20 protein-coding genes are annotated in these 24,745 nt (G+C 58.0%); 10 read left to right on the top strand and 10 right to left on the bottom strand.

Going from position 1 to position 24,745, the window contains the following annotated elements; translation table 11 throughout:
• The first annotated feature begins 38 nt into the window (after positions 1-38).
• Positions 39-1,664: a sulfatase gene (locus ACTJKV_RS15890; RefSeq protein ID WP_440599055.1), complete on the top strand. Its 1,626-nt coding sequence runs from the start codon at positions 39-41 to the stop codon at positions 1,662-1,664.
• Positions 1,665-1,684: 20 nt separating this feature from the next.
• Here ACTJKV_RS15890 and ACTJKV_RS15885 read toward each other — a convergent pair whose 3' ends face one another.
• The 8 genes from ACTJKV_RS15885 to dinB all read right to left on the bottom strand — a co-directional run bounded on the left by ACTJKV_RS15885 (position 1,685) and on the right by dinB (position 11,388).
• Positions 1,685-3,418: a M14 family metallopeptidase gene (locus ACTJKV_RS15885; RefSeq protein WP_440599054.1), complete on the bottom strand. Its 1,734-nt coding sequence runs from the start codon at positions 3,416-3,418 to the stop codon at positions 1,685-1,687.
• Between the two features lie 5 nt (positions 3,419-3,423).
• Complete coding sequence (locus ACTJKV_RS15880) at positions 3,424-4,272, bottom strand: ABC transporter permease (RefSeq protein WP_062441393.1); 849 nt, start codon at positions 4,270-4,272, stop codon at positions 3,424-3,426.
• Between the two features lie 6 nt (positions 4,273-4,278).
• Entirely contained in the window at positions 4,279-5,202 is a 924-nt protein-coding gene (locus tag ACTJKV_RS15875) for an ABC transporter permease (protein ID WP_062424339.1), read from the bottom strand.
• A gap of 74 nt (positions 5,203-5,276) precedes the next feature.
• Positions 5,277-6,812 carry an ABC transporter substrate-binding protein gene (locus ACTJKV_RS15870; protein WP_112357988.1) on the bottom strand — a complete coding sequence of 512 codons (1,536 nt, stop codon included), beginning with the start codon at positions 6,810-6,812 and terminating at the stop codon, positions 5,277-5,279.
• Positions 6,813-6,851: 39 nt separating this feature from the next.
• On the bottom strand, positions 6,852-8,687 hold the full coding sequence (locus tag ACTJKV_RS15865; RefSeq protein WP_440599133.1) for an ABC transporter ATP-binding protein: 1,836 nt from the start codon (positions 8,685-8,687) through the stop codon (positions 6,852-6,854).
• A gap of 473 nt (positions 8,688-9,160) precedes the next feature.
• Entirely contained in the window at positions 9,161-9,514 is a 354-nt protein-coding gene (locus tag ACTJKV_RS15860) for a hypothetical protein (protein WP_440599053.1), read from the bottom strand.
• Complete coding sequence (locus tag ACTJKV_RS15855) at positions 9,511-10,287, bottom strand: exonuclease domain-containing protein (protein ID WP_112519692.1); 777 nt, start codon at positions 10,285-10,287, stop codon at positions 9,511-9,513. Before ACTJKV_RS15855 ends, ACTJKV_RS15860 begins: the two co-directional genes overlap by 4 nt.
• A 3-nt stretch (positions 10,288-10,290) precedes the next feature.
• Entirely contained in the window at positions 10,291-11,388 is a 1,098-nt protein-coding gene (gene dinB / locus ACTJKV_RS15850; protein ID WP_112519693.1) for a DNA polymerase IV, read from the bottom strand.
• A gap of 151 nt (positions 11,389-11,539) precedes the next feature.
• Here dinB and ACTJKV_RS15845 point away from each other — a divergent pair, with 151 nt between their 5' ends.
• Positions 11,540-11,833 (top strand): hypothetical protein, encoded by a 294-nt coding sequence (locus tag ACTJKV_RS15845; RefSeq protein ID WP_062441378.1) that lies wholly within the window; start codon positions 11,540-11,542, stop codon positions 11,831-11,833.
• Between the two features lie 125 nt (positions 11,834-11,958).
• A complete protein-coding gene (locus tag ACTJKV_RS15840) occupies positions 11,959-12,849 on the top strand; it encodes a LysR substrate-binding domain-containing protein (protein WP_062424345.1) in 891 nt (296 codons plus the stop codon).
• 6 nt (positions 12,850-12,855) lie between these two features.
• Here ACTJKV_RS15840 and ACTJKV_RS15835 read toward each other — a convergent pair whose 3' ends face one another.
• Positions 12,856-13,122 carry a CBU_0592 family membrane protein gene (locus ACTJKV_RS15835; protein WP_062424346.1) on the bottom strand — a complete coding sequence of 89 codons (267 nt, stop codon included), beginning with the start codon at positions 13,120-13,122 and terminating at the stop codon, positions 12,856-12,858.
• A 235-nt stretch (positions 13,123-13,357) separates the two neighbouring features.
• On the opposite strand from ACTJKV_RS15835, the gene ACTJKV_RS15830 reads away from it, so the two are divergent.
• The 5 genes from ACTJKV_RS15830 to ACTJKV_RS15810 all read left to right on the top strand — a co-directional run bounded on the left by ACTJKV_RS15830 (position 13,358) and on the right by ACTJKV_RS15810 (position 20,391).
• Entirely contained in the window at positions 13,358-14,920 is a 1,563-nt protein-coding gene (locus ACTJKV_RS15830) for an ABC transporter substrate-binding protein (protein WP_112519694.1), read from the top strand.
• On the top strand, positions 14,920-15,867 hold the full coding sequence (locus ACTJKV_RS15825; protein ID WP_112519695.1) for an ABC transporter permease: 948 nt from the start codon (positions 14,920-14,922) through the stop codon (positions 15,865-15,867). Before ACTJKV_RS15830 ends, ACTJKV_RS15825 begins: the two co-directional genes overlap by 1 nt.
• Complete coding sequence (locus tag ACTJKV_RS15820) at positions 15,864-16,688, top strand: ABC transporter permease (RefSeq protein ID WP_112519696.1); 825 nt, start codon at positions 15,864-15,866, stop codon at positions 16,686-16,688. The genes ACTJKV_RS15825 and ACTJKV_RS15820 overlap by 4 nt, the downstream gene beginning before the upstream one ends.
• Complete coding sequence (locus tag ACTJKV_RS15815) at positions 16,685-18,298, top strand: ABC transporter ATP-binding protein (RefSeq protein ID WP_440599052.1); 1,614 nt, start codon at positions 16,685-16,687, stop codon at positions 18,296-18,298. Before ACTJKV_RS15820 ends, ACTJKV_RS15815 begins: the two co-directional genes overlap by 4 nt.
• Positions 18,299-18,387: 89 nt before the next feature.
• Complete coding sequence (locus ACTJKV_RS15810) at positions 18,388-20,391, top strand: CocE/NonD family hydrolase (protein WP_440599051.1); 2,004 nt, start codon at positions 18,388-18,390, stop codon at positions 20,389-20,391.
• Positions 20,392-20,530: 139 nt separating this feature from the next.
• On the opposite strand, the gene ggt is transcribed toward ACTJKV_RS15810, so the two are convergent.
• Entirely contained in the window at positions 20,531-22,288 is a 1,758-nt protein-coding gene (gene ggt, locus ACTJKV_RS15805; protein ID WP_112519699.1) for a gamma-glutamyltransferase, read from the bottom strand.
• 552 nt (positions 22,289-22,840) lie between these two features.
• On the opposite strand from ggt, the gene ACTJKV_RS15800 reads away from it, so the two are divergent.
• Positions 22,841-23,725 carry an AraC family transcriptional regulator gene (locus ACTJKV_RS15800; RefSeq protein ID WP_062424623.1) on the top strand — a complete coding sequence of 295 codons (885 nt, stop codon included), beginning with the start codon at positions 22,841-22,843 and terminating at the stop codon, positions 23,723-23,725.
• Positions 23,726-23,818: 93 nt separating this feature from the next.
• The gene (locus ACTJKV_RS15795) at positions 23,819-24,730 is read left to right on the top strand and encodes an ABC transporter substrate-binding protein (protein WP_082479273.1); all 912 of its coding nucleotides are present in this window, start codon (positions 23,819-23,821) and stop codon (positions 24,728-24,730) included.
• The last annotated feature ends 15 nt before the right edge of the window (positions 24,731-24,745 follow it).

Below are 24,745 nucleotides of genomic sequence, written 5' to 3'. Positions count from 1 at the left end.
CAGCTCAGTGATACGCACTGCATTGAGAGTGGATTGAAGTGAACGGGAAAATCGGGTTCAGCCGCAAACACATTAACTTGAAAGCCGCGATCGGCGCATTGCTTTTCTCTGGTGCTGCATTGCTCGCTTTCAACCTGCCTGATCACCCCGACGCGTTCGGTGTGGGAGCTTTCGCGAGGCTACCGCTCGAATGGGCGCTCATCGGCCTTCCCACGCTTTTGACGAGGGGCTGGCTGCGGCGCATCGTGATTTTCTTATGCGGCTTTATTGTCTTTCTCGTCCTTTTCCTGAAGCTGGCTGACATCGGCGTCCAGTCCGCCTTCCAGCGCTCATTCAATCCCTATCTCGATCTGAAGATGCTGAAGGATGGCTGGAACCTGATTTCAGGTACGATCGGCACACCGGCAGCGCTCGCAGCGCTGATCGGCGGCGGTCTGCTTTTCCTTCTTGTTGCAAGCATCTTTCTGAGGTCGCTCAAATGGATGGCCAGCGCAACGGGATCGACGCGGCGGATTTTGACTGCGGCGTTTGCGGCAATCCTTGTGAGCGGGGCAGGGCTTATGTGGCTCGGCTTGCCTTGGGTCGATCTTCGCACGCCTGTCTATTTGTCGAACAGACTTAGCCTCGTCGTCCGCTCCGCGGAGGATATGCAAGCTTTCGAAAAGGAGCTGGCGACCGGGCTCGGTCCGACGGATGGACGCGATCTTTTCCGAAGGGTCAAGGGCAAGGATGTCATTCTGGTCTTCGTGGAATCCTACGGGCGGTCCGCAGTCGAAGATCCTCTTTACGCCGATGTCACAGGTCGGCGGCTCGGTGCCATCGATCAGCAGCTCAAAGCCGCGGGCTTACACGCGGCCAGTGGCTGGGTCACGTCTCCAACGGTTGGAGGTCTGAGTTGGCTTGCTCACGGCACCTTGCTGTCCGGGCTGTGGGTCGATAGTCAGGCACGCTACGATCGGCTGATGATCAGTCACCAGCCGAGCTTGAACCGGCTGTTTTCTCAAGCCGGATGGCACAGCGTGGCGGTCATGCCGGCGATCACCATGGCTTGGCCGGAAGCGGACTATTTTGGCTACAACCAGATCCTGTCGGCATCCGGCCTTCAATATCGTGGCAAGCCATTCAACTGGGTCACGATGCCGGATCAATACACCATGTCTGCCTTCGATCGGTTGGCGCTGAAGCCTGCCCATGAGCGCGGACAACGGCTCATGGCCGAGATTGCGCTCATATCCAGCCACGCGCCCTGGACGCCGGTGCCGACGCTCATCGATTGGGGCAAGGTCGGCGATGGCTCCGCCTTCAATGACCAGGCTGTCAGCGGCGACCCGCCGTCCGTCGTCTGGGCCGTTCCAGACCGGGTGCGTCGCCAATATATACAGACCATCGATTATTCGCTGGCGACGCTTGGGGAGTTCATGAAAAGGCAGCGCCGAGATGTGGTCTACGTCATCCTCGGTGATCACCAGCCGGCGTCGATCATCACGGGGCAGGGTGCGTCACGCGCGGTGCCGGTGCATATTGTCAGCGATGATGCAGACCTTGTTGCGCGCTTCGAAGCCGAGGGATTTGCCAGCGGTATGATGCCCGCTGACACGACGAAGGAGCAACCGATGAGCACGCTTCGCCAAACTCTGATCGATACCTTCAGTGGCGCGCCCTGAGAAAGGCGCGCCTGCCTGCATCAGGCAGATGCGCGTTCGCGCATGATGTCCTGCCAGGCATCATAGGCCGAGAGAACCGTTTCCATCTGCGCCGTATGGCCGGTGATAAAATCGTCGCCATAGATCGTTTCGTCCGGGTACTCCGTGATCAGGGTCATCGGGACGGTATGCCGATCATCGACGGATGAGAGGCAGGGGAAGCCGTTGATGATCCGAAAACCGGTTTCGCCAGCGTGGATTTCATAGAGCGCGATCTGGCGGTTGTTGTAATCGAGAAGCCCAGGGATAGCACCGAGATGACGGGTCACCCTGTCCAGTAACGCTTCGGCCTGACGTTCCCAGTCCGGGTGATGGCGGATGATGAGGAAGAAGCCCTTCGGCAATGTCCACATGGCGAAGTTGCGGGGCACATAGCCGGAAAGCGGTCGCGTCCATTCATGCGAGGGATAGCCATGCAGATTCACATGCAGCTTGGCATCGCTCCTTTTCTCAGCCTTGAAACGGATTTCCTTCTCGAACAGGTTAGTGCCCGCGTTCTCGGAGGTCCGATATTCGAGATCGTCGCCCAGCGCGGTGTAACGCGCGGCATGGTGCATGTGGCGCGGGTTGTCGAGGCGAAGACGCTGGTGCACGGCATATCCGTCGGGGTTCTCCAGCGGCGATATCGTAAAGTGGGCCTGCTTCCTCTGGCCGAGCTTCCGGGCCGCGCGAAGAGCGCCGACAATGCCCGTCGTTTCGTTCGGATGTTGCCCGCCGCTGATCATCACCGCGGCATCGTCGCCGGATTTGTAGCGGGCAGAAAGGATGCGTCCGGAACGGGACCGTGCTTCGAAAGCGTCTCCGCCGACTTTGGCCAGGAGCTTCCTCACCTGGCTTTCCGCAATCGGCTCTTGAGCGGTGTCGAGCGGCTGCTCATTCCCGTCGGAGAAACCTGTGGTAAGCGCCCGCGTCTCAATGACGACAGAAATTTCGCCATTGCTCTTGGCGATTTCAGGCACGATCTGTCCCGGTCTCAGACCTCGATCACCCAATGGGCGGCCCGACTTCTTCTGGAAAAATTCGAGAAGCGAAAAATAGAAATCCTCGTGCAGCGCCTCGCGAAGGCTGACGACCTCATCGCCCACCGGCAACGAGATGTCTTTCGCGGGGTGAACAACGCGGATGTTCAGCTCTTCGAAATAGGGCTCCTGATCGCCCCAGGCATGATCGGCTATGGCTTTGTTGCCTGCTTCGAAGAGCTCCTCGTAATCCGTTGCCAGTCGCTCGCCCGGCTGCCCGCCAAGCTTCAACCAACCTGTGGGCGAGACATTGATTTCGCCGACGATATCCGTATGCACCCGGTTCGGCGCGAGGACGGTCACGCTCTCGATCTGCTCCCCGCGCTTCAGCGAGACATCATAGTGAAAGTCATCGTCGTTACGGGCAATGAAGTCAATCTTCGCCTCACCACCCAGAGCCGCGAGCGGATAGGCCTCCAGGCGGAAGCGGTTTGCCGGGGCGTTGGCATGGACCGGATAGTGCACTTCGATCGCCTCGACACCATCGAGGTCGATCTCTTCCAAGAAGGCAAAGAGAAGAGGTTTGTAAGCGCTGCGAATGCGGGCAGTCACGCCCTTCTCCTGCAACTGTCTTTCCGCCTCTCTCCGGCTTTCCGTGTCGTCGAAGGTCCAGGCTTCCAGCGGTTGGCCAGGAATGGCGAGCTCGACAATAGCGTCCAGCGTTCGAGTGAAAGTCTGGTTTAAAAGCGGGCTCATGGCGATTACCTCGAGGTTCTGCCGGTCGGATCGAGGCTATCGCGCAGCCAGTCGCCGAGGAGGTTGAGACCGAGAACGGTCAGAAGGATCGCCAAGCCTGGAAAGACGCTGACCCACCACGCGGTCTGAAGATAGGTACGCCCGTCCGCCAGCATGCCGCCCCAGCTTGGGATAGTGGGATCGACGCCGAGGCCGAGGAAGGTGAGGCTGCTTTCGAGCAGGATGTTGTTGGCGACATTCAGTGTCATCAGCACGATGACAGGACCGATCAGGTTTGGCAGCAAATGCTGGAGGATTATGCGCCAGTCCTTCACGCCGATAGCACGGGCCGACAGAATGAATTCGCGCTCCCTGAGTGTTAGCACCGAGCCGCGCACGAGGCGGGCATATTGCACCCACTGAGAAACGATCAGCAGGATGATGGTATTGGTGAGGCTGCCCCCAACAATCGCGATAAAGGTGATCGCGAGCAGGATAAAGGGCATGGCGAGCTGAATGTCTGCAAAGCGCATCACCAGCATGTCCCAGAAGCCGCGGTAGTAACCCGCCACAAGCCCGACCGCCACGCCGAAGATCACCGCGCCGATGACAGAGGTGAAGCCAACGAGGAGTGAGATTTTGCCGCCGGCGACGACGCGGGCCAGCACGTCACGGCCAAGCGGGTCGGTGCCGAATGGATGGGCGGCATTCGCAAACGGCTTTGCGAGCCGCGCCATCAGATCGATTTTCTCCGCGCCACCTGGAAAGAGGACATCAGAGAAAACGACGGCAAGGCAGATCACGACCGTCAGCGTTGCGCCAAGGATGAATTCAAGACTGTTGAAGCGCGAGAGGCGCGAGGTGTTGGCAGCCATCGTCTCTTACTCCGTGCGGATGCGCGGATCGACAAGCCCATAGGCAATATCGACCAGAAGGTTGATGCCGACGATCATCAGCGACAGGACAGTGATGACGGCCTGGAGAACCGGATAATCACGAGCGCCGACCGCATCGAAGGCAAGCGTACCGAGCCCGGGCCAGTTGAAGACGCGCTCGATGACGACGATGCCGCCGAGCAGACCACCGAACTGAAGGCCAAAATAGGTGATGAGCGGAATGGCGCAGTTGCGCAGCGCGTGCTTGTAGAGCACCTTGTTTTCGCTCAAGCCCTTGGCGCGTGCCACCATCACATATTGCGAGCGCAACGTGTCGAGCATCGCCGTGCGCACAAGCCGGACATTGGTCGCTGTCAGGATGACGCCCATTGTCACGGCCGGCATGATATAGCTTGCAAATCCCCCCATGCCGCTCGGCGGCAACCAGCCGAGCGTGATCGAGAAGAGCAGAACCAGCATGGTTGCGAGCCAGAAGTTCGGAAACGACAGGCCGACGAGCGAGAAGATGCGGATCACCTGATCCGCCGTCTTGCCGCGTGACGTAGCAGCCTTGATCCCCAGCGGAATGGAAAGCGCGATCGACACAGCCATAGAGATGAAGGCGAGCGCCAGTGTGGCTGGGAGTGCGTCTGCAATCAGTCGAGAAACAGGGGTACTGCCTGTAAAGCTGCGTCCGAAATCAAGCGTCACGAGACCTTTCAGGAAGCTGAAATATTGGACGAAGAATGGCCGGTCGGTGCCAAGCGCTGCACGGATGCGCGCAAGATCGTCCTCCGTCATGCTGCCGCCGCCCTGGAACATGGTGACCGCGGGATCGCCCGTCAGACGGATCGCGAAGGAGACGAGAAGGGTGATGGCGATGACGACAAAAATCGCCTGCAGCAATCGCTTGATGAGAAAACCGGCCACGAGCTTTTCCTTGAGAAATGTCCTGCCTTGCCCGCGCAAAACGGGCAAGGCGATGCGTCAAAGGGTCGAGAGACTTATTCGACGGTGACGTCGGTGAGCTTCAACCGGTTGTCCGGTGGTGCGACGAAACCCTTGACCCGCTTGTTCATGCCGTAGATGGCATTGGTGTTGTAAAGCGGAAGTTCGAGTGCGCGATCAGCGGTGTAACTGCCGATCTCCTTGAGGATCTTTTCGCGTTCGGCACGGTCGGTCAGCGGGCGCTGGGATTCCAGCATCTTGTCCAGCTTCTCGTCCTTGTCGTAAGGGTTCCACTTCTCGCCGGAGTGGTACATGGAGTAGGCCGTGTTGTCGTAGTCGAAGGTCCAACCGCCCCATTTCTGCTGGAACATGGCGCCGGTCTTGCCCTGCGGGATGATGTCGTTCAGCAGCACGTTGGTTTCGTAGGGCTTAATCGTCGCGGTGATGCCGACCATCGAGAGGTAGCTTGAAATGACCTGAGCCACTTCGTTCATCGTCGCGTCATTGCCGCGAATGTCGATCTGGAGCGTCGTGCCCGGCTTCACTCCGGCTTCGGCCAAGAGCTTCTTGGCAGCTTCCGGATCGTAAGGCAGCGGCTTGAGTTCAGGATCGTAGCCAAAGGACAATGCACTCTGGAAGCTGGCGATTTCCGAGGCCTGACCGGCAAGGATCGACTTCACGATCGTGCCGCGATCGACCGCCATGATGATCGCCTTGCGGACCTTCGGATCGGCTGTGACGCCGTCGCGCGTGTTGAAACGCAGCGCATCGACCGTGGGCCCTGGAACGCTGACGATCTCAAGTTTGGAGTCGCCTTCGATAACAGGGATCATGCCGATTGGAATGGTCGGCGGGATGACCAGATCCACACGGCCAGCCTGAAGTTCCGCCACTGCGGTCGCCGGTTCGGCGATGAAGCGGTATTCCAGTTCCGAGAGCTTCGGAGCGCCGCCCCAGTAATCCGGGTTGGCTTCCAGCTTGATGTTATTTTTCGGTGCGTAGGACACGAACTTGAACGCGCCGGTGCCGACAGGATTGAGGTTGAAGTTGTCCTCGCCCTTTTCCTGGATGTATTTCGGTGGCACGATCATGGCGCCGTAGCCTGCCAGCTTGGTCAGCAGCACTGGATCGGGCGCCTTCAGCTTCATGTCCACGGTGTAGTCGTCAATAACATCGACGCTTTCGATCGACACATAGTTGGAGCGCTGTGGGCCCTTTGCACCTTGTTCGCCTAGAAGGCGCTCGAAGGTGAACTTGACCGCGGCTGCGTTAAAGGGCTCGCCGTTGTGGAACTTGACATTCTGGCGAAGCTTGAAGCGGATACGCTTGCCTTCATCCAGTTCTTCCCAGGATTCGGCCAAGCCCGGCACCAGTTTCAAATCCGGGCCGCGATAGGTGAGACCGTCAAAGATGTTGGTGGCCACCGCCGCCCACTGAACCAGAAAGGTGTCGATCGGGTCCCAGCTACCCGGGTCCTGCGGGCTGGAAATGGTCATTTTGCCGGCGGCAAGAGCGGGCGATGCCACGAATGCAACGCTGGCCAAAGCCAGCGATGTCACAGCAGCGGATATTCCCCTTTTGATTATTCTCATCTTCTGTTTCCTCTTCAGATGGTGTGAACGTTGGATCGGTCAGGCGCTTTGAGCGATGAAGTGGCCTGGGTTGATTTCCCGATGGACAAGGATTGGTGGTTCGTCGCCCACGCGGCGCACCGGATTGGGGATCTCACCTTCGATCATGGCGATGCGACGCTCGATAGTCGGGTCGGCGACCGGCACGGCGGAGAGCAGCCTGCGGGTGTAATCATGCGTCGGGGTTTCGAACACCTGGCGACGGCTTCCCATCTCCATGATCTGACCGAGATAGAGTACCGCCACGCGGTGGCTCATCTTCTCAACCACGGCCATGTCATGGCTGATAAAGAGATAGGCCAGCCCGCGTTCGGCCTGCAGATCCATGAAGAGATTGATGATCTGGGCCTGAATGGAGACGTCGAGCGCCGAAAGAGCTTCATCGGCAATGATCAGCTTTGGATCGGATGCGAGGGCACGGGCGATACACACACGCTGCCGCTGGCCGCCTGAAAACTCGTGAGGATAGCGCGAGGCGTGTTCGGACGTTAGTCCAACGCGCTCTAGCAGTTCATCAACACATCGTTTCACGGCCTTGTTATCGTTGATCAATCCGTGAGTGTTGATGGGCTCGGCAATAGAAAAGCCGACTGTCTTGCGCGGATCAAGCGAGGCGAAAGGATCCTGGAAGATGTACTGAACTTCCTGGCGCATGCGGAAGCGCTCGGAGGCGGACATCTGCGAAAAGCTACGCCCATTGAAAGAGATATCGCCGGACACAGCGTTCTGCAATTGCTGGATGGTCCGTCCAATGGTGGACTTGCCGGAACCGGATTCACCGACCAGCGCCAGCGTTTCGCCTGCATGAATGTCGAAGCTCACCTTCTGGACTGCACTCAGACGATGGGTCGTCTTGCCGAACAGGTTCTTGCGGATGTCGAAACGCACGAAGAGATCTTTTACGGAGAGAAGCGGCTTTTGATCGTATTTTGCCGTGTCCTGGACACGCTCTTCCCCGACGGTGACGGGCTCGCCATTCTGCAATACTGTCAAAGGCAAGCGTTTGGGATAGTCTTCGCCTTCCATGCTGCCAAGGCGGGGAACAGCGGAGAGCAGGCCGCGCGTATAAGGATGTTTCGGATTGGCAAAGACCTCCCTGACCGGACCTTCCTCGACCTTTTTACCCTTCCACATCACAACGACATCATCGGCCATCTCTGCCACCACGCCCATATCGTGGGTGATGAAGACCATGCCCATGCCGAGCTTTTTCTGCAGGTCGCGCATGATGTTGAGGATCTGCGCTTGAATGGTGACATCGAGTGCGGTTGTGGGTTCGTCGGCAATCAAAAGTTTCGGCCGGCAAGCGAGCGCCATGGCGATCATCACGCGCTGGCGCATGCCACCGGAGAGCTGGTGGGGATAGCGATTTAACAGTTCGGCCGCATCCGGCAGACGCACCATGTCCAGAAGCGAGCGAGCTTGTGCCATCGCAGCCTGTTTGCCAAGCTTTTCATGCAAAATCAGCACTTCGCAAATCTGGTCGCCGATGGTGAAAACCGGATTGAGAGAGGTCATCGGCTCCTGGAAGATCATGGCGATCTCCTTGCCGCGGATCGACCGCATCTCCTTCTGAGAAGTTCTCAACAGATCCTTGTTTTCAAATAGAATTTTCCCCGTCGGATAGGTCGCACCCATCATATCTGCCAGACGCATCGTCGAGAGTGAGGTGACGGACTTGCCCGATCCTGATTCACCGACAACTGCAACAGTCCGACCCGCCTGCACCGTAAAAGACAGATCGTCCACGACGCGGCTTTCGCCAAACTCAACGCTCAGACCTTGGACGGAGAGGAGCGGCTTGCTGTTGTCCATAAAAGTAATGTCCTTCGTCATGCTCATACCAGCACTCTTGGTGCAAGGACCGTGCCAGTGTCGCAAAGGTGAAGGACATAAGCATCGTCCACGCCAGCTGCGCAGGCGCTAAAATTGGTCACAAGGTCGCTTTTGGGGCCGATGAGCAGCATCGTACTGGTTTCCTCCACAATACAGGACGACGCTAACAAAGGCGAACAATCCTGTCCATCCTGTTGAACAATTTTTGCATATTGCCCTACAAATAGTCACATGCTTTTGCATTGGGCGAGAGGTGCACGCGATGGGCACTACGTAGCATGGCATGATCACGCGGTTTGAAACTGGATGCGGTCCGGCCGAACTATTCGGGTTTGAGGCATCTTAGCCGGATGCCGCCGAGCGCGGATGAAAAAGCCGAACGCGATCCGCTCGACGGGAGTGACATGGAGGGACTGGAACCCTTGGGGGGCCTTTGACGAGGCATTCAGAAATTGAGCTGACACCCTATCTGCTCAGTCACCGTTGGCGCGGTCTTCTTCGGCAAGCTGCGAAAACCAGGCCGCATAGGCTGTGTTTTTCACGAGATGCCGATTGAGATCCGGCTCCCCATCGTCCCACCACACCTTTCCCCTCTCGCCGAGAGCGATCTTGGCTTCGTCGACCCGCGCTCTCGCTGGCGCCAGCGCTACACGATCGCCTCTTGCTTGCCGAACTGCTCGCCTCGCGGCCATCAGTTCCTTGACCAACCGTATCCTGGTCTCTTCATCCAGAGCGGGATCGCTTTTGCGCCAGAGGCGCCCGCGGACCACGAAGTACCGACCATCCGGCGTGTCGGGGTAAGAGAAGGGCTTTTCACGACTGCTCACAGCAACGACCCCTGCGCCGGTTCCAAGTCCTGCTGCGTTTCCATTTCACCGCGCCTTGTAAGCTCGGTTTGTGCGCTGAAGCGCACGTCGCTATCCCGGTCTTGAAGATAACTGATCAGCGTTTCGGTGCTCAGGCGGTCCCAACCTTTGCCGCGATCCGGACCGGCGGGCACGCGCGGCAGCAGCCCTGGCTCGGCGCTCCAAGCCAAGAGCTCTTCGAGCGAGGCGGCGTTCAGCATATCGCGCAGGTGATGGGCGGTCACATAGGCGTCTGGCATGGCGCGGTGTGCTGGCAGACCAATCTCATGCACCAGGCCTTCCGGCATGCGCAGATAGCGTAACATCTGATTGGAAAAACGCGGCAATTCGGGCCAAACCCGCAGCGCACATTTCCACGTGCAGATCCATGGCAATCCTCCCGTCAGCCGAGCCGTGCAATATCTCTGTTCGAAGGCTGCGCGGTGGGCTGCAAAGGCCACCACGCCTCCCTCGGGGCGCAAGACGCTTGGCGCCACTTCCTTCCAAAACGGGGCGTCCGCGACCTGCTCGTCAAGAATATGATGGATGGCCATTGTGTCAGCCGTGATCGGGCGACCGGGATTGACGAAGCGGGCGCCGCGCTCATTCGTCAGCGCCCAACGTCCCCCTTCTACGAGTGCGACATCCTGCCAGCCGATTTCGCAAACATCATTGGCGCCGTTGCCGGCGGTCTCCAGATCAATCACGCGGATGCGTTGCGCTGATACCTTCAACTCTTCTCTAGGCTCTTTCATCGATTATAAATCGAAGCCGAGCTGAGGTTGTTCCCCATCGTCTGACATGCTCTCGTTGGTGAGGGAGGAAAGAGTGACTCCGAGCAAGCGAACGGACCGTTTGAACGGATAGACGGTCGCGAGCAGTCCCGCAGCGGTTTCGAGGATTGCGTTGCCGTTGGCGAAGGGGACAGCGCTGCTTCTGCTGCGCGTCGCTTGCGTGAAGTCGGAGTACTTGATCTTCACGGTGACGGTCTTGCCGCTGAAACCTTTGGCCTGGCAGTAGCTCCAGACCTTCTCGGCAAGTGGCTTCAACTCGTCGGTGGCCAGATTGAGGTCATCAATATCCTGCATGAAAGTGTCTTCAGCACCGACTGATTTTCGCACACGGTCGGGTCGGACCCGGCGCTCGTCGATGCCACGCGCGATGCCATAGAAATATGGCCCCGACTTGCCGAAGTGATGTGTCAGAAACTGCAGGGTCTGCGCCTTGAGATCGGCGCCGGTTTCGATCCCCAATCTGCGCATCTTCTCCGCAGTTGCCGGTCCAACGCCGTGAAACTTCTTCACCGCGAGGCCCTCGACGAATGCAGGCCCGCGCCTGGGCGTGATTACCGCCTGACCGTTGGGCTTGTTGAGGTCCGACGCCATCTTGGCGAGAAACTTGTTATAGGAAATCCCGGCGGATGCATTGAGGCCAGTCACCTCTTTGATCTTTTCGCGGATTTCCAGCGCAATCTCAGTCGCGATCGGCATGTCCTTCAAATTTTCAGTGACATCCAGATAGGCTTCATCAAGCGATAGCGGTTCTATCAATGACGTGTATTCGGCAAATATCTCTCTGATCTGCTGCGAGACGGCGCGGTAGACTTCGAAGCGTGGTCTGACGAAAATCAGGTCGGGGCACTTTCGGGCTGCGGTCACGGAGGGCATGGCTGAATGCACGCCAAAGGCGCGCGCCTCGTAGCTCGCCGCCGCCACGACGCCACGCGCCGCAGCACCGCCCACGGCGAGAGGCTTTCCGCGAAGATCAGGATTATCACGCTGCTCGACAGACGCGTAGAATGCGTCCATGTCCACATGGATGATCTTGCGAAGCGGCGAGGGGTCGTTGAAGCTCATGGAGGCCAGAGAAGCTGTTTCGAACAAAAGAAGAACATAGCATGTGTGGTGGCATGCGCCAAGACATCGCGGCCAGAAGTTTGTTGCGTTGATGAAACCAGCGGACCGATGGGGAGTTTGACCTACTCACTATGTCTCAGGGAGATCCGTCATGGCCGACAACGCCACCAGTACCATTCGCGCGACATTCGAAACCCGCGAGGCCGCCGACCTTGCTGTCGAACATTTGGTGCAGCAGCACGGCATTGCTCGCCCAGATATCTTCATCCAGTCGGCTTCCGACGAAAACACCACCGGAACGGAATCGTCACGCGGCGACGTGAAGCGCGCCGACGCTCCCCACGAAGGTGAGATCGAAGTGTCGGTCGATATTGCAGCCGACCAGCTGCAGGCCGTTCAGCGCAGTTTTGGTGATGCCGGTGCGATCCGAGTTTCAGGCCGTTGAGGCGAAGCGATAAGCTTAGGTGGCAAGCCATGCGTTCATGCATGTGAGCTTGCCGCCTAAGTCAATAACGACGTTGATGATCCCGCGTTGTGGATGTATTTGATCCGGCAACGTCAGGGATCAAAATGCAGACCTTTTCTAGATTGCCGCCACTTGAAGCGCTGGTTGTTTTCGAAGCGGCATCGCGTCTCGGTAGTTTTTCCCGTGCAGGCGTCGAACTCGGCCTGACCCAAAGCGCGGTCAGTCGCCAAATCGGCAAGCTGGAAGCATTCATCGGCTCGAAACTGTTCGAACGGGTGCCGACAGGCGTGCGATTGACGACGGTTGGTGAGAATTATTCGATTGATGTCTCCCGACTGATCCTAGATATCGCAAGTGTAACGGATGGTGTTCGCTCCTGGACGGGGGCCAGCCAGATCACGATCGCCTGTTCCAGAGGGATCGCCGATCAGTGGTTTATGCCTCGCCTCAAGAAACTGAAGAACGATATTGCGGGGCTTGAACTCAGGCTGCGCGTTACCGACGACGTTGCGCATTTGCGGCTCGACGAATTCGATCTTGCAATCTTCTACCGCAAAGAAAGACCGATCGGGGTTTGGCTCTCTGAGCTCGGCCAGGAAGAGGTGGTCCCGGTCTCTGGCGCTGGCGCATTGTTGCTGGAAGAGCAGAAGGCGCCGGTCCTCATTTCCATTGAAGACTCCATGCGCGAGTGGCAGGATTGGGGAGATTGGTGGCGATCATCAAAGATGTCCCCGCCGCAGGATGCAGTGCACTGGAAACTTGGAGATTACGGTTTGTGTGTCGCGGCTGCCTCCCAGAGTCTCGGCACGACGCTCGGCTGGACATGGCTCATCCGCGATCAACTGGACAGTGGCGTCCTCGTTCCGGTGCATAGCCACACGATGCGATCCGAAGGACGATTTTATCTCATGCGGCCTGCTGACCGACATCAGCGAAAAATCGTGCGCGAAGTGGCCGACTGGCTGATTGCAAACAACAAGCAAACCGCGCGCTGATCATCGTTACGCTTGCACCAGACGCGCTCTGCGCCGACGATCCAGCATGAAACGTGCGTAACCGATCAAAGTGAATATCAGCCAAGCCACCTGCGAAATCAGGGAGCCAAGATTGAAATTCCATATCAGTGAATAGATCAGGAGAACGCCGCCGAGGATGTTGAGAATGGTGTAGCGACCGTCTTCAACGCTCAGAATGCGCAATTGCAGCAGGGCATATGCGATGAGATAGAAAATTGCTCCTGCAAGGCCAACAATGTCCGCAAGCCCCATTTATACGCACTCCGTAACCGCCTAGTATAGACGCCTGGCCACGCCGGCTCATTCCGGCGACGCTCGTGTACTCCGCTTCGCAAACAAGCGGATACGCTTTGATTTCATGACCCCATGCGCAAAAATCATACCCCAGCTTATGGCTCCGTCTCTAGTGCCGAACCGCTGAGTACGATAGGCCAAGCCCCCGAGAGCCGTCCCATGAACGGCGATGATAAAAACAGGGAACTGCACCATGACACACTCCCCATCTTCCTTTTCGCTCGACCGACGTAGCTTCCTCATCGGCGCTGCCGGTCTGACGGCGCTTTCTGCGGGCTTCATCACACATGCCAGCGCGCAAGACGCTCAAACGCCGAAGAAAGGGGGCGTGCTGAAACTTGGTATCGGCGGCGGTAGCACGACTGACAATCTCGATCCGCGCATCTTGAAGGACTGGGTTCCCGTCAATCAGGCCTTCATGATCATGAATGGTCTTGTCGAGATCGACGCCAACAATCACGCGGTTCCAGAATTGCTCGAAAGCTGGGAAGCGCAGCCGGGTGCCAAGGAGTGGGTGTTCAAGCTGCGCCAAGGGGTGACCTTCCATAACGGCAAGGCGCTGACCGTCGAAGATGTGATTTACTCGATCAATCTCCACCGCGGCGAGACCACCTCTGCAGCGCGTTCGATCGCGTCTGCGCTGAAAAGCGTCGAGAAAGTCTCAGACAGCGAAATCAAGATCGTCCTTGAAAGCGGCAACGCCGACCTTCCCTACATTCTCTCCGACTACCACTTCCTTGTCGTTCCCGAAGGATGGACGGATTTCAACAAACCCGTCGGTACGGGGCCGTTTGTGTTCGAAAGCTACGATCCCGGCGTCCGGTCGCGTTTCACGCGTAACCCCAACTATTGGAAGCCGAACGCCGCGCATGTCGACGCCGTCGAAGTGATCGTCATCAATGATATCGCTGCGCGCACCAACGCCATGATGTCCGGCCAGGTTCATGCGATCAACCAGCTCGATTTCAAGACGGTCGATCTCCTGCGTCGCAACCCTAACCTCAACATCGTCCAGTCGGCTGGTGGCCAGCATTTCACATTCCTGATGGATTGCACGCAGGCGCCTTATAAGGACAACAATGTCCGCCTCGCCATCAAGCATGCGATCGATCGCGAGCAGCTTTTGAAGACCGCCCTGCGTGGCTATGGCCGCCTCGGCAACGATCATCCGATCCCAAGTTCCGATCGCTTTTACGCGGCCGACCTGCCGCAGCGCCCTTACGACCCCGAGAAGTCTAAGTTCTATTTGAAGCAGGCTGGGCTCGATACGTTGAAGGTCGAGATATCGGCCTCGGACGCGGCGTTTTCCGGCGCGGTCGACGCAGCAGCGATTTTCCGCACCAGCGCTGCCAAAAGCGGGATCGATGTGTCGATCAAGCGCGAGCCAGCGGATGGATACTGGGACAATGTCTGGATGAAGGCGCCGTTCTGCATGTCCTATTGGGGCGGACGTCCGACTGCCGACCAGATGCTGACCATTGCATACCAGTCCACCTCGGCACAGAACGATACGCACTGGAAAAACGAGACCTTCGACAAGAAGCTGATCGAAGCCCGCGCACTTCTGGACGATGCCAAGCGCAAGGAAATCTATGCCGAGCTCCAGGCGCTGATCTCGAACGAAGGCGGCGCGATGATCCCGATGTTCGGCGATTATCTCGACGCCACCTCCAAAAAGCTCAAAGGCGTCACCACGCACCCGATGTTCAACTTCATGGGTGCTCGTCTTGCTGAAAAGGTATGGTTGGACGCGTAATGACTATTCTTATCCTGAAGCGCATTGCTTTGGGTATTCTGACGCTACTGCTCGTGTCGGCGCTTATTTTCGCCGGCACGCAGCTTCTTCCTGGTGACGTGGCGTCAGCAATACTCGGACAGAATGCAACGCCCGAGTCTCTCGCTGTGCTGCGCACGGACCTCGGTCTCGACCAACCGCTGCTGCATAGATATTTTGCCTGGCTCGGCGGGTTTGTAACCGGTGACCTGGGCAATTCTCTCGCCAGCCGGCAGCCCGTCGCGGATCTTCTGTGGCCACGGTTCTGGAACACCATGGCACTTGCGTTCTACGCTGCCGTGATCTCGGTGCCGGTTGCCGTTCTTCTGGGGCTGTTGAGCGCGATTTGGCGAGGCACTGTCTTTGACCGTGCCGTCAATATCGCTGCCCTCGCATTTGTGTCGCTTCCCGAGTACTTCCTCGGCCTGCTGCTGATCCTGTTCGTTTCCGTGCAATACAATCTCCTGCCGAGCCTTGCGGACACATATCCAGGAATGAGCATGGGAGACTGGCTGAAGGCGACGACGCTTCCGGCTCTAACGCTTGTTCTGGTGACGGTTGCCCAGATGCTGCGAATGACCCGGACGGCGGTTCTGGCCGTCATGGATCAGGCCTATGTGGAGACCGCTTATCTGAAGGGTCTACGCACGAAGCGGGCCGTTCTCCGCCACGCGCTTCCTAATGCTGCGGCCCCGATCGTCAATGTCGTATCCTTCAATATCGCCTACCTCATCACCGGCGTCGTTCTGGTCGAGGCGGTGTTTAATTACAACGGGCTTGGCCGCTTCATGGTCGATGCCGTTTCGAAACGCGATCTACCGCTGGTGCAAGCGGCGGCGCTCGTGTTTGGCACCGCCTACGTCATCTTGAACATTATTGCCGACGTCACGGCCATCGCGCTCAATCCGCGCCTGAGGCATGCCCGATGAAATTCCTGCGTACTGTTTCACCGACGGCATGGATCGGTCTGTTCATCATTTCACTCAACATTATCCTGTTCTTGGCCGGCCCCCATATCGCTCCTTTCGGGCAGGAGGAGATCGTTGGATCGCCCTTCGATCCGCCTTCGGCTGCCCACTGGTTCGGTCTCGATCAGAATGGCCGGGACATGCTGTCGCGCATTCTCGCTGGCGCGCAGATGTCCATTGGCGTTTCGCTCGCCGCATCTTTGTTGTCGTTTACCATCGGCATCACGCTTGGTTTCATCGCCGCTATTTTCGGCGGCTGGCTCGACACCATCCTCTCGCGCATCGTCGATACCGTTATGTGCATTCCGGTGTTGATTTCGGCTTTGGTCGTCTTGCAAGCGTTGGGATCGTCAATCCCGGTTCTCGTCGTCACCATCGCACTGCTGGACTCGACCCGCGTGTTTCGTCTGGCACGCATCGTTGCGCAAGGGATCAATGTTCTCGAATATGCCGAAACCGCACGTCTGCGGGGCGAAGGTCTGTTGTGGCTGGTATTCAAGGAAATCCTGCCGAATGCGCTGCCGCCGTTGATTGCGGAATTTGGTCTGCGTTTCTGCTTTACCTTCCTCTTCGTTGCCGGCCTGTCGTTTCTTGGCCTCGGTATCCAGCCGCCTTTCGCAGACTGGGGCGGTATGGTGAAAGATAATCAGCAGGCTATTCTTTACGGCCTTTATGCGCCGCTTTATCCCGCTGCCGCGATCGCCATCCTGACCATCGGCATCAATCTTGTGGTCGACTGGTTGCTGGCGGGCCGCAGTGCAATTCAAGGAGCGGATCGATGAGCGAAGACAAAGTCCTTCAAATCCGTGGCCTGAAGGTTGCAGCCCCCAACGGCACCATTCTGGTCGATGGCATCGATCTCGACCTGTCCCGCGGTGAGGTCAAAGGCCTCATTGGTGAATCGGGGGCGGGGAAATCCACGATAGGCCTCGCCGCCATGGGCTACGGTCGAAATGGCTGCCGCATCGTTGACGGCGAGATCGTCGTCGATGGCATCTCTTTGATGAAGATCGGTCGCGCTGGACGTGAGGCGGTGCGTGGCGCGCGTATCGCCTATGTCGCCCAGAGCGCTGCTGCGGCTTTCAATCCCGCGATGAAAATCGGCGATCAGATCGTCGAGGGGCCTCTCTATCACGGCATCATGAACCGGCAGGAGGCACAAGCCTGGATGCTGGAGCTGCTTGAGGCGCTGCAACTGCCGGATTTTCGCAATTTCGGCAATCGCTACCCGCATCAGGTTTCCGGTGGTCAGTTGCAGCGCGCCATGGTTGCCATGGCGATGTCATGCCGCCCAGACATCCTCGTGCTGGATGAGCCGACCACGGCTCTGGACGTCACGACACAGATCGAAGTTCTCGCGCTGCTGCGCGATCTCATCCAGCGGTACAAGACTGCAGCCCTTTATATCACGCACGACCTGGCGGTGGTGGCGCAGGTGGCCGATAGCATCACGGTCTTGCGCCATGGAAAGCGGGTGGAGGAGGGGAGCGCCGAGCAGATCCTCGAGCATCCTCAGGAAGAGTACACCAAGCGTCTTGTCTCGGAACGCGAAACGAGCATGGCGGGGCAAGGCGTTCACCACGAAAGTGGCGAGGTCTTGCTCGATGTGCGTGACGTGACCGCTCATTACGGGCGCAAAAAGGTATTGGACAATGTCCATCTGATGCTACGCCGCGGTGAAACGCTGGCCATTGTCGGCGAATCCGGATCGGGCAAGTCCACGCTCGCACGCGTCATCGCGGGTCTACCGCCTCATTCGTCGGGAGTGATCTCACTCGCCGGACACAGGCTGGCCGATAGCTACAAGAAGCGCAGCCGGGAAGAGCTGCGCCGTATACAACTCGTCTATCAGCTACCGGATGTGGCCCTCAATCCGCGACAGACGGTTGGCGACATCATCGGTCGTCCCATGTCATTTTATTTCAACATGAAAGACGATCAGCGCTCCTCCGAGGTCGGACGGTTGCTCGATCTTGTCGGACTACCGCGAGACTTTGCCGAGCGACTTCCAAAGGCGCTTTCGGGCGGTCAGAAGCAGCGCGTCTGTATCGCCCGCGCTCTTGCAGCGCGTCCCGATCTCATCATCTGCGATGAGGTCACGTCTGCGCTCGACCCCCTCGTGGCAGAAGAGATCTTGCGATTGGTGCGCTCGTTGCAGGATGAATTGTCTGTCTCCTATCTGTTCATAACCCATGATCTGGGTGTCGTTCGCAGACTGGCGGACCGGACGATGGTGATGCAGCATGGCGTGATCGTTGAAACGGGCATAACCGCAGATGTTTTTGCCCCGCCTTACAAGCCCTATACCGAGCAGCTCATCACCTCAGTGCCGGAACTGCGACGAGACTGGCTTGATGGGGTGCTGGCAAAACGCGCAATCCCCGCCGCTTGAGGACGATGGCGATCTCGGATCGCCGTTCAAAATCCTGTCGTCGCTACTGGAGCGCCAGTAAGGCGCATAATCTGACTGGAATATTTGAAATGACAGTGCATGTCCAAGAACACATCTGGATTCCGTTGAGCGATGGTACGCGCCTTGGGGCGCGGCTCTGGTTGCCGGAAGACGCAGAACAATCGCCGGTCCCGGCAATCCTTGAATATATTCCCTACCGCAAGCGCGACGGTACTCGTGGGCGCGACGAGCCGATGCATGGCTATTTCGCAAGCCAGGGCTACGCGGCCATTCGCGTCGATATGCGTGGGACGGGCGAGTCCGATGGACATATGGCGGATGAATATCTGAAGCAGGAGCAGGATGACGCGCTTGAAGTGATTGACTGGATTTCCCGCCAAGCCTGGTGCAGCGGCAATGTTGGGATGATGGGAAAAAGCTGGGGCGGCTTCAACAGTTTGCAGGTGGCGGCGCGCAGACCTCCCGCGCTGAAAGCGATCATCACCGCCTACTCGACAGATAATCGTTATACGGACGACATCCATTACATGGGCGGTTTGCTGCTCAATGATAATTTGTGGTGGGGCACAATCATGCTGGCCTACCAGAGCCGGCCTCTGGATCCAAAGATCGTCGGCGACGTGTGGAGAGAGCGGTGGCTGGAGCGGCTCGACAAACTCCCTTTCTTCCCCGCCCTCTGGCTCGAACATCAGCGTTATGACGACTACTGGAAACACGGATCCGTTTGTGAAGACTGGAGCGCCATTGAGTGCCCGGTGCTGGCAATTGGGGCATGGGCCGACAGCTATACCAATCCTGTGTCCCGACTCTTGGAAAACCTTCAAGTCCCACGTCGCGGGATCATCGGCCCCTGGGGGCACATTTACCCTCAGGATGGTGTTCCAGGTCCTGCCATCGGCTTCCTTCAGGAGGCAACCCGCTGGTGGGATCAATGGCTCAAGGGTGAAGAGACAGGCGTCATGGACGAGCCCATGTTGCGTGCCTTTGTTTGTGACACGATCGAACCCACGGGCACGCGCACCACGACGGAGGGTCGGTGGGTTGGTGAAGCAGAATGGCCATCGCCTGAGATAACTGCAAAGCAGTTCGATCTTGGCGCTGATCGTCGCCTTGGCGGAAACGCATCGCAGGCAGCGATCCTGCAAATCCGTTCTCCGCAAAGCCACGGAAAAGCAGGTGGCGAATGGATGGCAACGGGTTGCCCAGGCGAACACCCGACAGACCAGCGGCTTGATAATGGGGGCGCGCTCGTCTTCGAAACCGAGATACTGGAACAGGATCTCGATGTGTTGGGTGCACCTTCGGTCCGCCTTCGCGTTGCTGCAGATTGCCCGGTAGCGCAAATTTCGCTGCGGTTGAACGATGTTCTGCCGGATGGCCGCGTGACGCGGGTAAGCTATCAGGTCTTCAACCTGACCCATCGTGATAGCCATGAAGAGCCGGAAGCATTGGAGGCGGGCAAATTCTACGATGTAGCGATCAAGCTCAACGATTGCGGCTATCGCTTTGCCAAAGGTCATCGCGTTCAACTGGCCATCGCCACTGCCTATTGGCCAATGGTCTGGACGTCTCCATACAATGCGACGCTCAGCATCTCCGTGGCGGAGAGCAGACTTGAGCTCCCTGTTCGTGCGCCCTCGCATGAGACGAAAGTGTGTTTCGATGCACCCGCTCACGGGCCGTCGACTCCGATGTCGCAGGTCGATGCCGGCACGGTCAGGCGCTGGACCGAACAGGACCATGAAACCGGAATCAATACCTACATCACGGAAGGCGTGGGCGGCTTGTTCGGAGAGGGCGTCATCTGCTTCGACGAGATCGATACTCAACTTAGTCACAGTCTTCGCCGTGAGTTGACCATCAAGGACGACGATCCGCTCTCGGCGAAATACGTGCTGACGCAGAGCTATGAAATGGGGCGTGACGGCTGGCGGATAAAAATCGAAAGCCGAACAGAAATGCGCTCGGACGAGAACAAATTCTACCTGGCCGGAGAGTTGTCAGCATTCGAGAATGGAACGCTGGTCAAGACGCGCCAATGGGACGAGCGCTTTGACCGGGATATGATCTGAGCCCCATATCGGATGACCAGCAAGAGCGAACGGTGCTGAGCGCACCCTTCGCTCAATTGCCTGAGGCATGGCAGAAAGAGTGCGTCTCAGTTTCCCATTGGTGCTTTTGGCCAAGCGAAATGAGCCTTCGAGGTCGCTCTTATTCCCCTGCGGCAACGCCTTCTCTGCGTGGATCGGCGCTGCCAACCAAGCCTTTGCCGGTGATCTCAATGGCGTGCAAGCCGGAATTCATTTCGCCCGGCTTCACGTCGTACCCGAGTGATTTGAGAGGTTCGGCCATGTCTTCCGCCTTGGTGCCGGCCTCGATATCGTAGGTCCCGAAGCGATTGATGAGATGCGGCTGGGCCACGATCTCCTCCACGGGCATACCCCAGTCGATATAGGCAATGAGCGCCTGCGCCACATATCCGATGATCTGGCTGCCACCTGGCGAGCCGATGGCGAGCAGTGGTTTTCCGTCCTTCATCACGATGGTTGGTGCCATCGAGGAGCGCGGCCGCTTTCCAGGCTCGACCCGATTGGCAATCGGCAGGCCGCCGTCATGAGTCTTGAAGGAAAAGTCCGTCAACTCATTGTTGAGGAGAAAGCCGTTGGTCATCAGACGTGAGCCAAAGCCGTTTTCGATCGTTGTCGTCATGGAAACGACGTTGCCCTCCTTGTCGACGATGACGAAGTGACTTGTGGATGGCAATTCCAGTGCCGCATCCCGGCCGAAGAGGAGCGCGTGATCCCAGCCGGGTTCGCCGGCTTTGACTGCTTCCTTGCTCAAGGCCTTGTCGCCATCCAGCAGCCTTGCGCGCTCACCCAGATAGGATTTGTCGAGCAAGCCCTTGATCGGCAACGGCACGAAGTTTGGATCGGCCACGTAACGTTCACGGTCGGCAAAGGCAAGACGTTGGGCATCGCCGATGATGCGCCAGCTTTCCACATTCTGTGGCCCCAAAGCCTTGAGATCGAAATTTTCCGAAAGGCCGAGGATTTGGCTGACGGCGACTGCTCCTGACGACGGCGGACCCATGCCGCAGACATCGAGTGCGCGATAGGTGAAGCAGACCGGCTCTCGCTCGATGATACGATAATTGGAAAGATCGGCGAGCGAAAGTACGCCGGGATTGCCGGCGGCTTCCCGCACGGTCTTGACGATGTCCTCCGCAATTTTCCCCTTGTAGAATGCGTCAGCACCATCTTTCGCGAGAAGCGCAAGCGTGTCTGCGTATGATGGATTTTTTAACACGGTGCCTGCCTTCAAAGCCGCCCCTGAGCTATCGAAGAAATAGGACGTGGTCTCCTTGTAGGTCTTCAACCGGTCACCCTCGGAGGCGACCAGGGAGGCGAGGCGTGGCGATACCCTGAAGCCTTGTGTTGCCAAGGTCTGGGCGGGCTTCAGGAGGCTTGCCCATTCCGCTTTGCCGAAGCGTTTGTGGACGTCCTCGAGAAGGCGGACGGTTCCAGGCGTACCAACCGAGCGGCCCCCCACCACGGCGTTCATGAACTTCAGGGGCTGGCCTTTCGCGTCGAGAAAGAGTGTCGGGGTGGCCTCCATGGGTGCCGTCTCCCGGCCATCGAAGGTGGTCAGCTTCCCGCTTGTCGCATCGTAATAAACGAGAAACGCACCGCCGCCGAGACCGGAACTCTGCGGTTCGACGAGACCGAGCAGGGTCTGCACCGCAACCATCGCATCAATTGCGTTCCCGCCATTGGCAATCACATCACGCCCCGCCTCAGCCGCGAGCGGATTGGCAGCCGCGACCATAAAGCTTTTGGCTTCCACGCGTTGAGCCGTTGCAACCGCCGTTGCTTTTTCCGGGGCAACGGTGTCGGACGCCTGCTGAGCTGAGGCCACGGAAGAGCAAAGGGCCAGGGCAAGAAAAGTTCGGCTGAGAAGTCTCGGTTGCATTTGTCCTATCCTTCTAATTGGCACCACGGCCAATGGCAGTGAGACGCGACACCCCGCGAGCCCATGTGGGTCCACCGCAAAACGATTTGGTCACACTATGAGGACTGTGTCACAGCCTGTCCACTCTGACTGATGACAGGTGCACGACGCGCGGATGGGGCCCTCCGATGATAGTCCGCCATTTTACCGCCGATGCTTTTCTGATGATTATCCATCACCGGATGCGCGAAAAAGTATAAGCCAGGCGCCTGTGTAGCAGCCTCTCGAAGCGCGAAAATTTTAGCCTTTCAGCGTGCCGTTGCACGGGTTGTGAACACATCACGCGAAGTTGTTGGCTAAAATCGATGCAGGATTGGTGTTCATTGTTAGGCCCAATGCACTGCTATTCCTTTTTCAGCATAGAGCAGTCAAAAAAGTATCAGCAATTTCTGCGGCGTGAGGTGGAGTAATAGCTCCGGTCGCGCCTATGCTCCACCTCAACGCCTGGGGCGAGCCATAAGAGGAATGGTCTCGTTTCGACTTGAGGCGGACGTGTGTGAGGGAGGAACCATGATGCAGCCCGATCTGGAACTGGTCCACATTCGCAAGGGCGAGTCTTTCGCTGCTTGGCGGCATGGCTACCCGTTCCGTACGGTTCGCTGGCATTACCACCCCGAATACGAAATCCACCTCGTCGTGGCCACGTCCGGCACCTTCTATATTGGCGACTTTGTCGGACGCTTCGACCCCGGCCAGCTGATCATGACCGGCCCCAATCTCCCCCAGAACTGGATCAGCGAGATAGAGCCCGAGGAAATCGTTCCGACGCGCTCTCTCGTGATCCAGTTTCCGGAAGCGTTCATAGAAGAAGCCAGTGCATGCATGTCAGAGATGGAGCCGGTTCGCAGTCTGCTGGAACGCAGTCGCCGTGGCATTCTGTTTGACGATGAGACGAGCAATCGCGTCCGGCCTTTGGTCGAAAGGTTGATCGAAGCGCAGGGGCTTACGCGCCTCGCGGTCTTCTGGGAAATTCTTGACCTTCTGGTCAAAGCGCCATCTCCCGAGGTTCTGGCCAGTCTCAGCTATGAGCTGGATTTGGCAGGCACTGGCGATAGCGGCATCAATCGCGCCTTGTCGCATCTGCGCCAGCATCTGACCGCGCAGGTGGATGAAATTGATCTGGCTGAGATCGTCGGCCAGAGCCCCAGCACGTTTTCACGCGCCTTCAAGCGCCACACAGGCACGACGCTCGTGCGTTACCGCAATCAACTCAGGATCGATCTCGCCTGTCAGATGCTGCTGGCGGATCAGGACGTCAAGGTTGCCGAAGTCTGCTACGACGTGGGCTTCTCCAACCTTTCGAATTTCAACCGGCATTTCTTGAAACTGAAGGGAATGTCGCCGTCGAGGTTCCGAACCATATTCGCGGCCCAAAAGGCGGCAGTCATGGCGGAATAACCCACCGGCACATCGCAGATTTCATCAATTCGGACAGACGACTGTCCGGAAACGGGTAGTTGCTGCCCAAATTCCAACGGGAGGAAGAGTAATATGAAAATGAAGTCGAAGTTTCTGATGGCGACAGCCGCCCTCGCACTGATGGCCGCGCCGGCTCTGGCACAGGAAAAGCTGAAGATCGGCATGACGTTTCAGGAGTTGAACAACCCTTACTTCGTGTCCATGCAGGAAGCGCTGAAGGAAGCCGCAGCGAGCATCGGAGCCGATGTCGTCGTAACCGACGCTGGCCATGATGTTGCAAAGCAGATTTCCGACGTTGAAGATATGCTTCAGCAGAAGATCGACATCCTTCTTCTGAACCCAACCGACAGCGCGGGCATAGAAGCCGCCGTTCATGCAGCCAAAGCCGCAGGTGTCATCGTCGTCGCCGTGGATGCCAATGCAAACGGTCCGGTCGACACCTTCGTGGGTTCGAAGAACCGCGATGCGGGCTACATGTCCTGCAAACATCTCGGTGAAGCCGTTGGTGGCAAGGGCGAGGTCGCGATCCTCGACGGTATTCCGGTTGTGCCGATCCTCCAACGCGTCGAAGGCTGCAAGGCCGCACTGGCGGAATTCAAGGACATCAAGCTCGTCGACACGCAGAACGGTCGTCAGGATCGCTCCGTTGCTCTTGGCGTGGTCGAGAACATGATCCAGTCGCACCCGAACCTCGTGGGTATCTTCTCCGTGAATGACGGCGGTGCCATGGGTGCGCTTTCGGCGATCCAGGGTTCCGGCAAGGACATCAAGCTGACCTCTGTGGACGGCGCTCCCGAAGCGGTGAAGGCCATCGCCGATGGTACGCCTTTCATCGAAACCACGGCGCAGTTCCCACGTGATCAGGTCCGCGTTGGACTTGCCATGGCACTTGCTCAGAAATGGGGTGCACGCGTTGTGCCGAAGGAAGTGCCGATCGACGTCATGGTCGTGGACAGCAAGAACGCCGGCGAATTCAGCTGGTAATAACTCCTCCCAGGC

Origin of the sequence: Agrobacterium sp. 22117 (assembly GCF_052045735.1) — a bacterium.
GTDB lineage: Bacteria > Pseudomonadota > Alphaproteobacteria > Rhizobiales > Rhizobiaceae > Agrobacterium > Agrobacterium cavarae.
The sequence above is the reverse complement of the archived record's forward strand: the minus strand, read 5'-3'. Positions and strand labels throughout refer to the sequence as shown.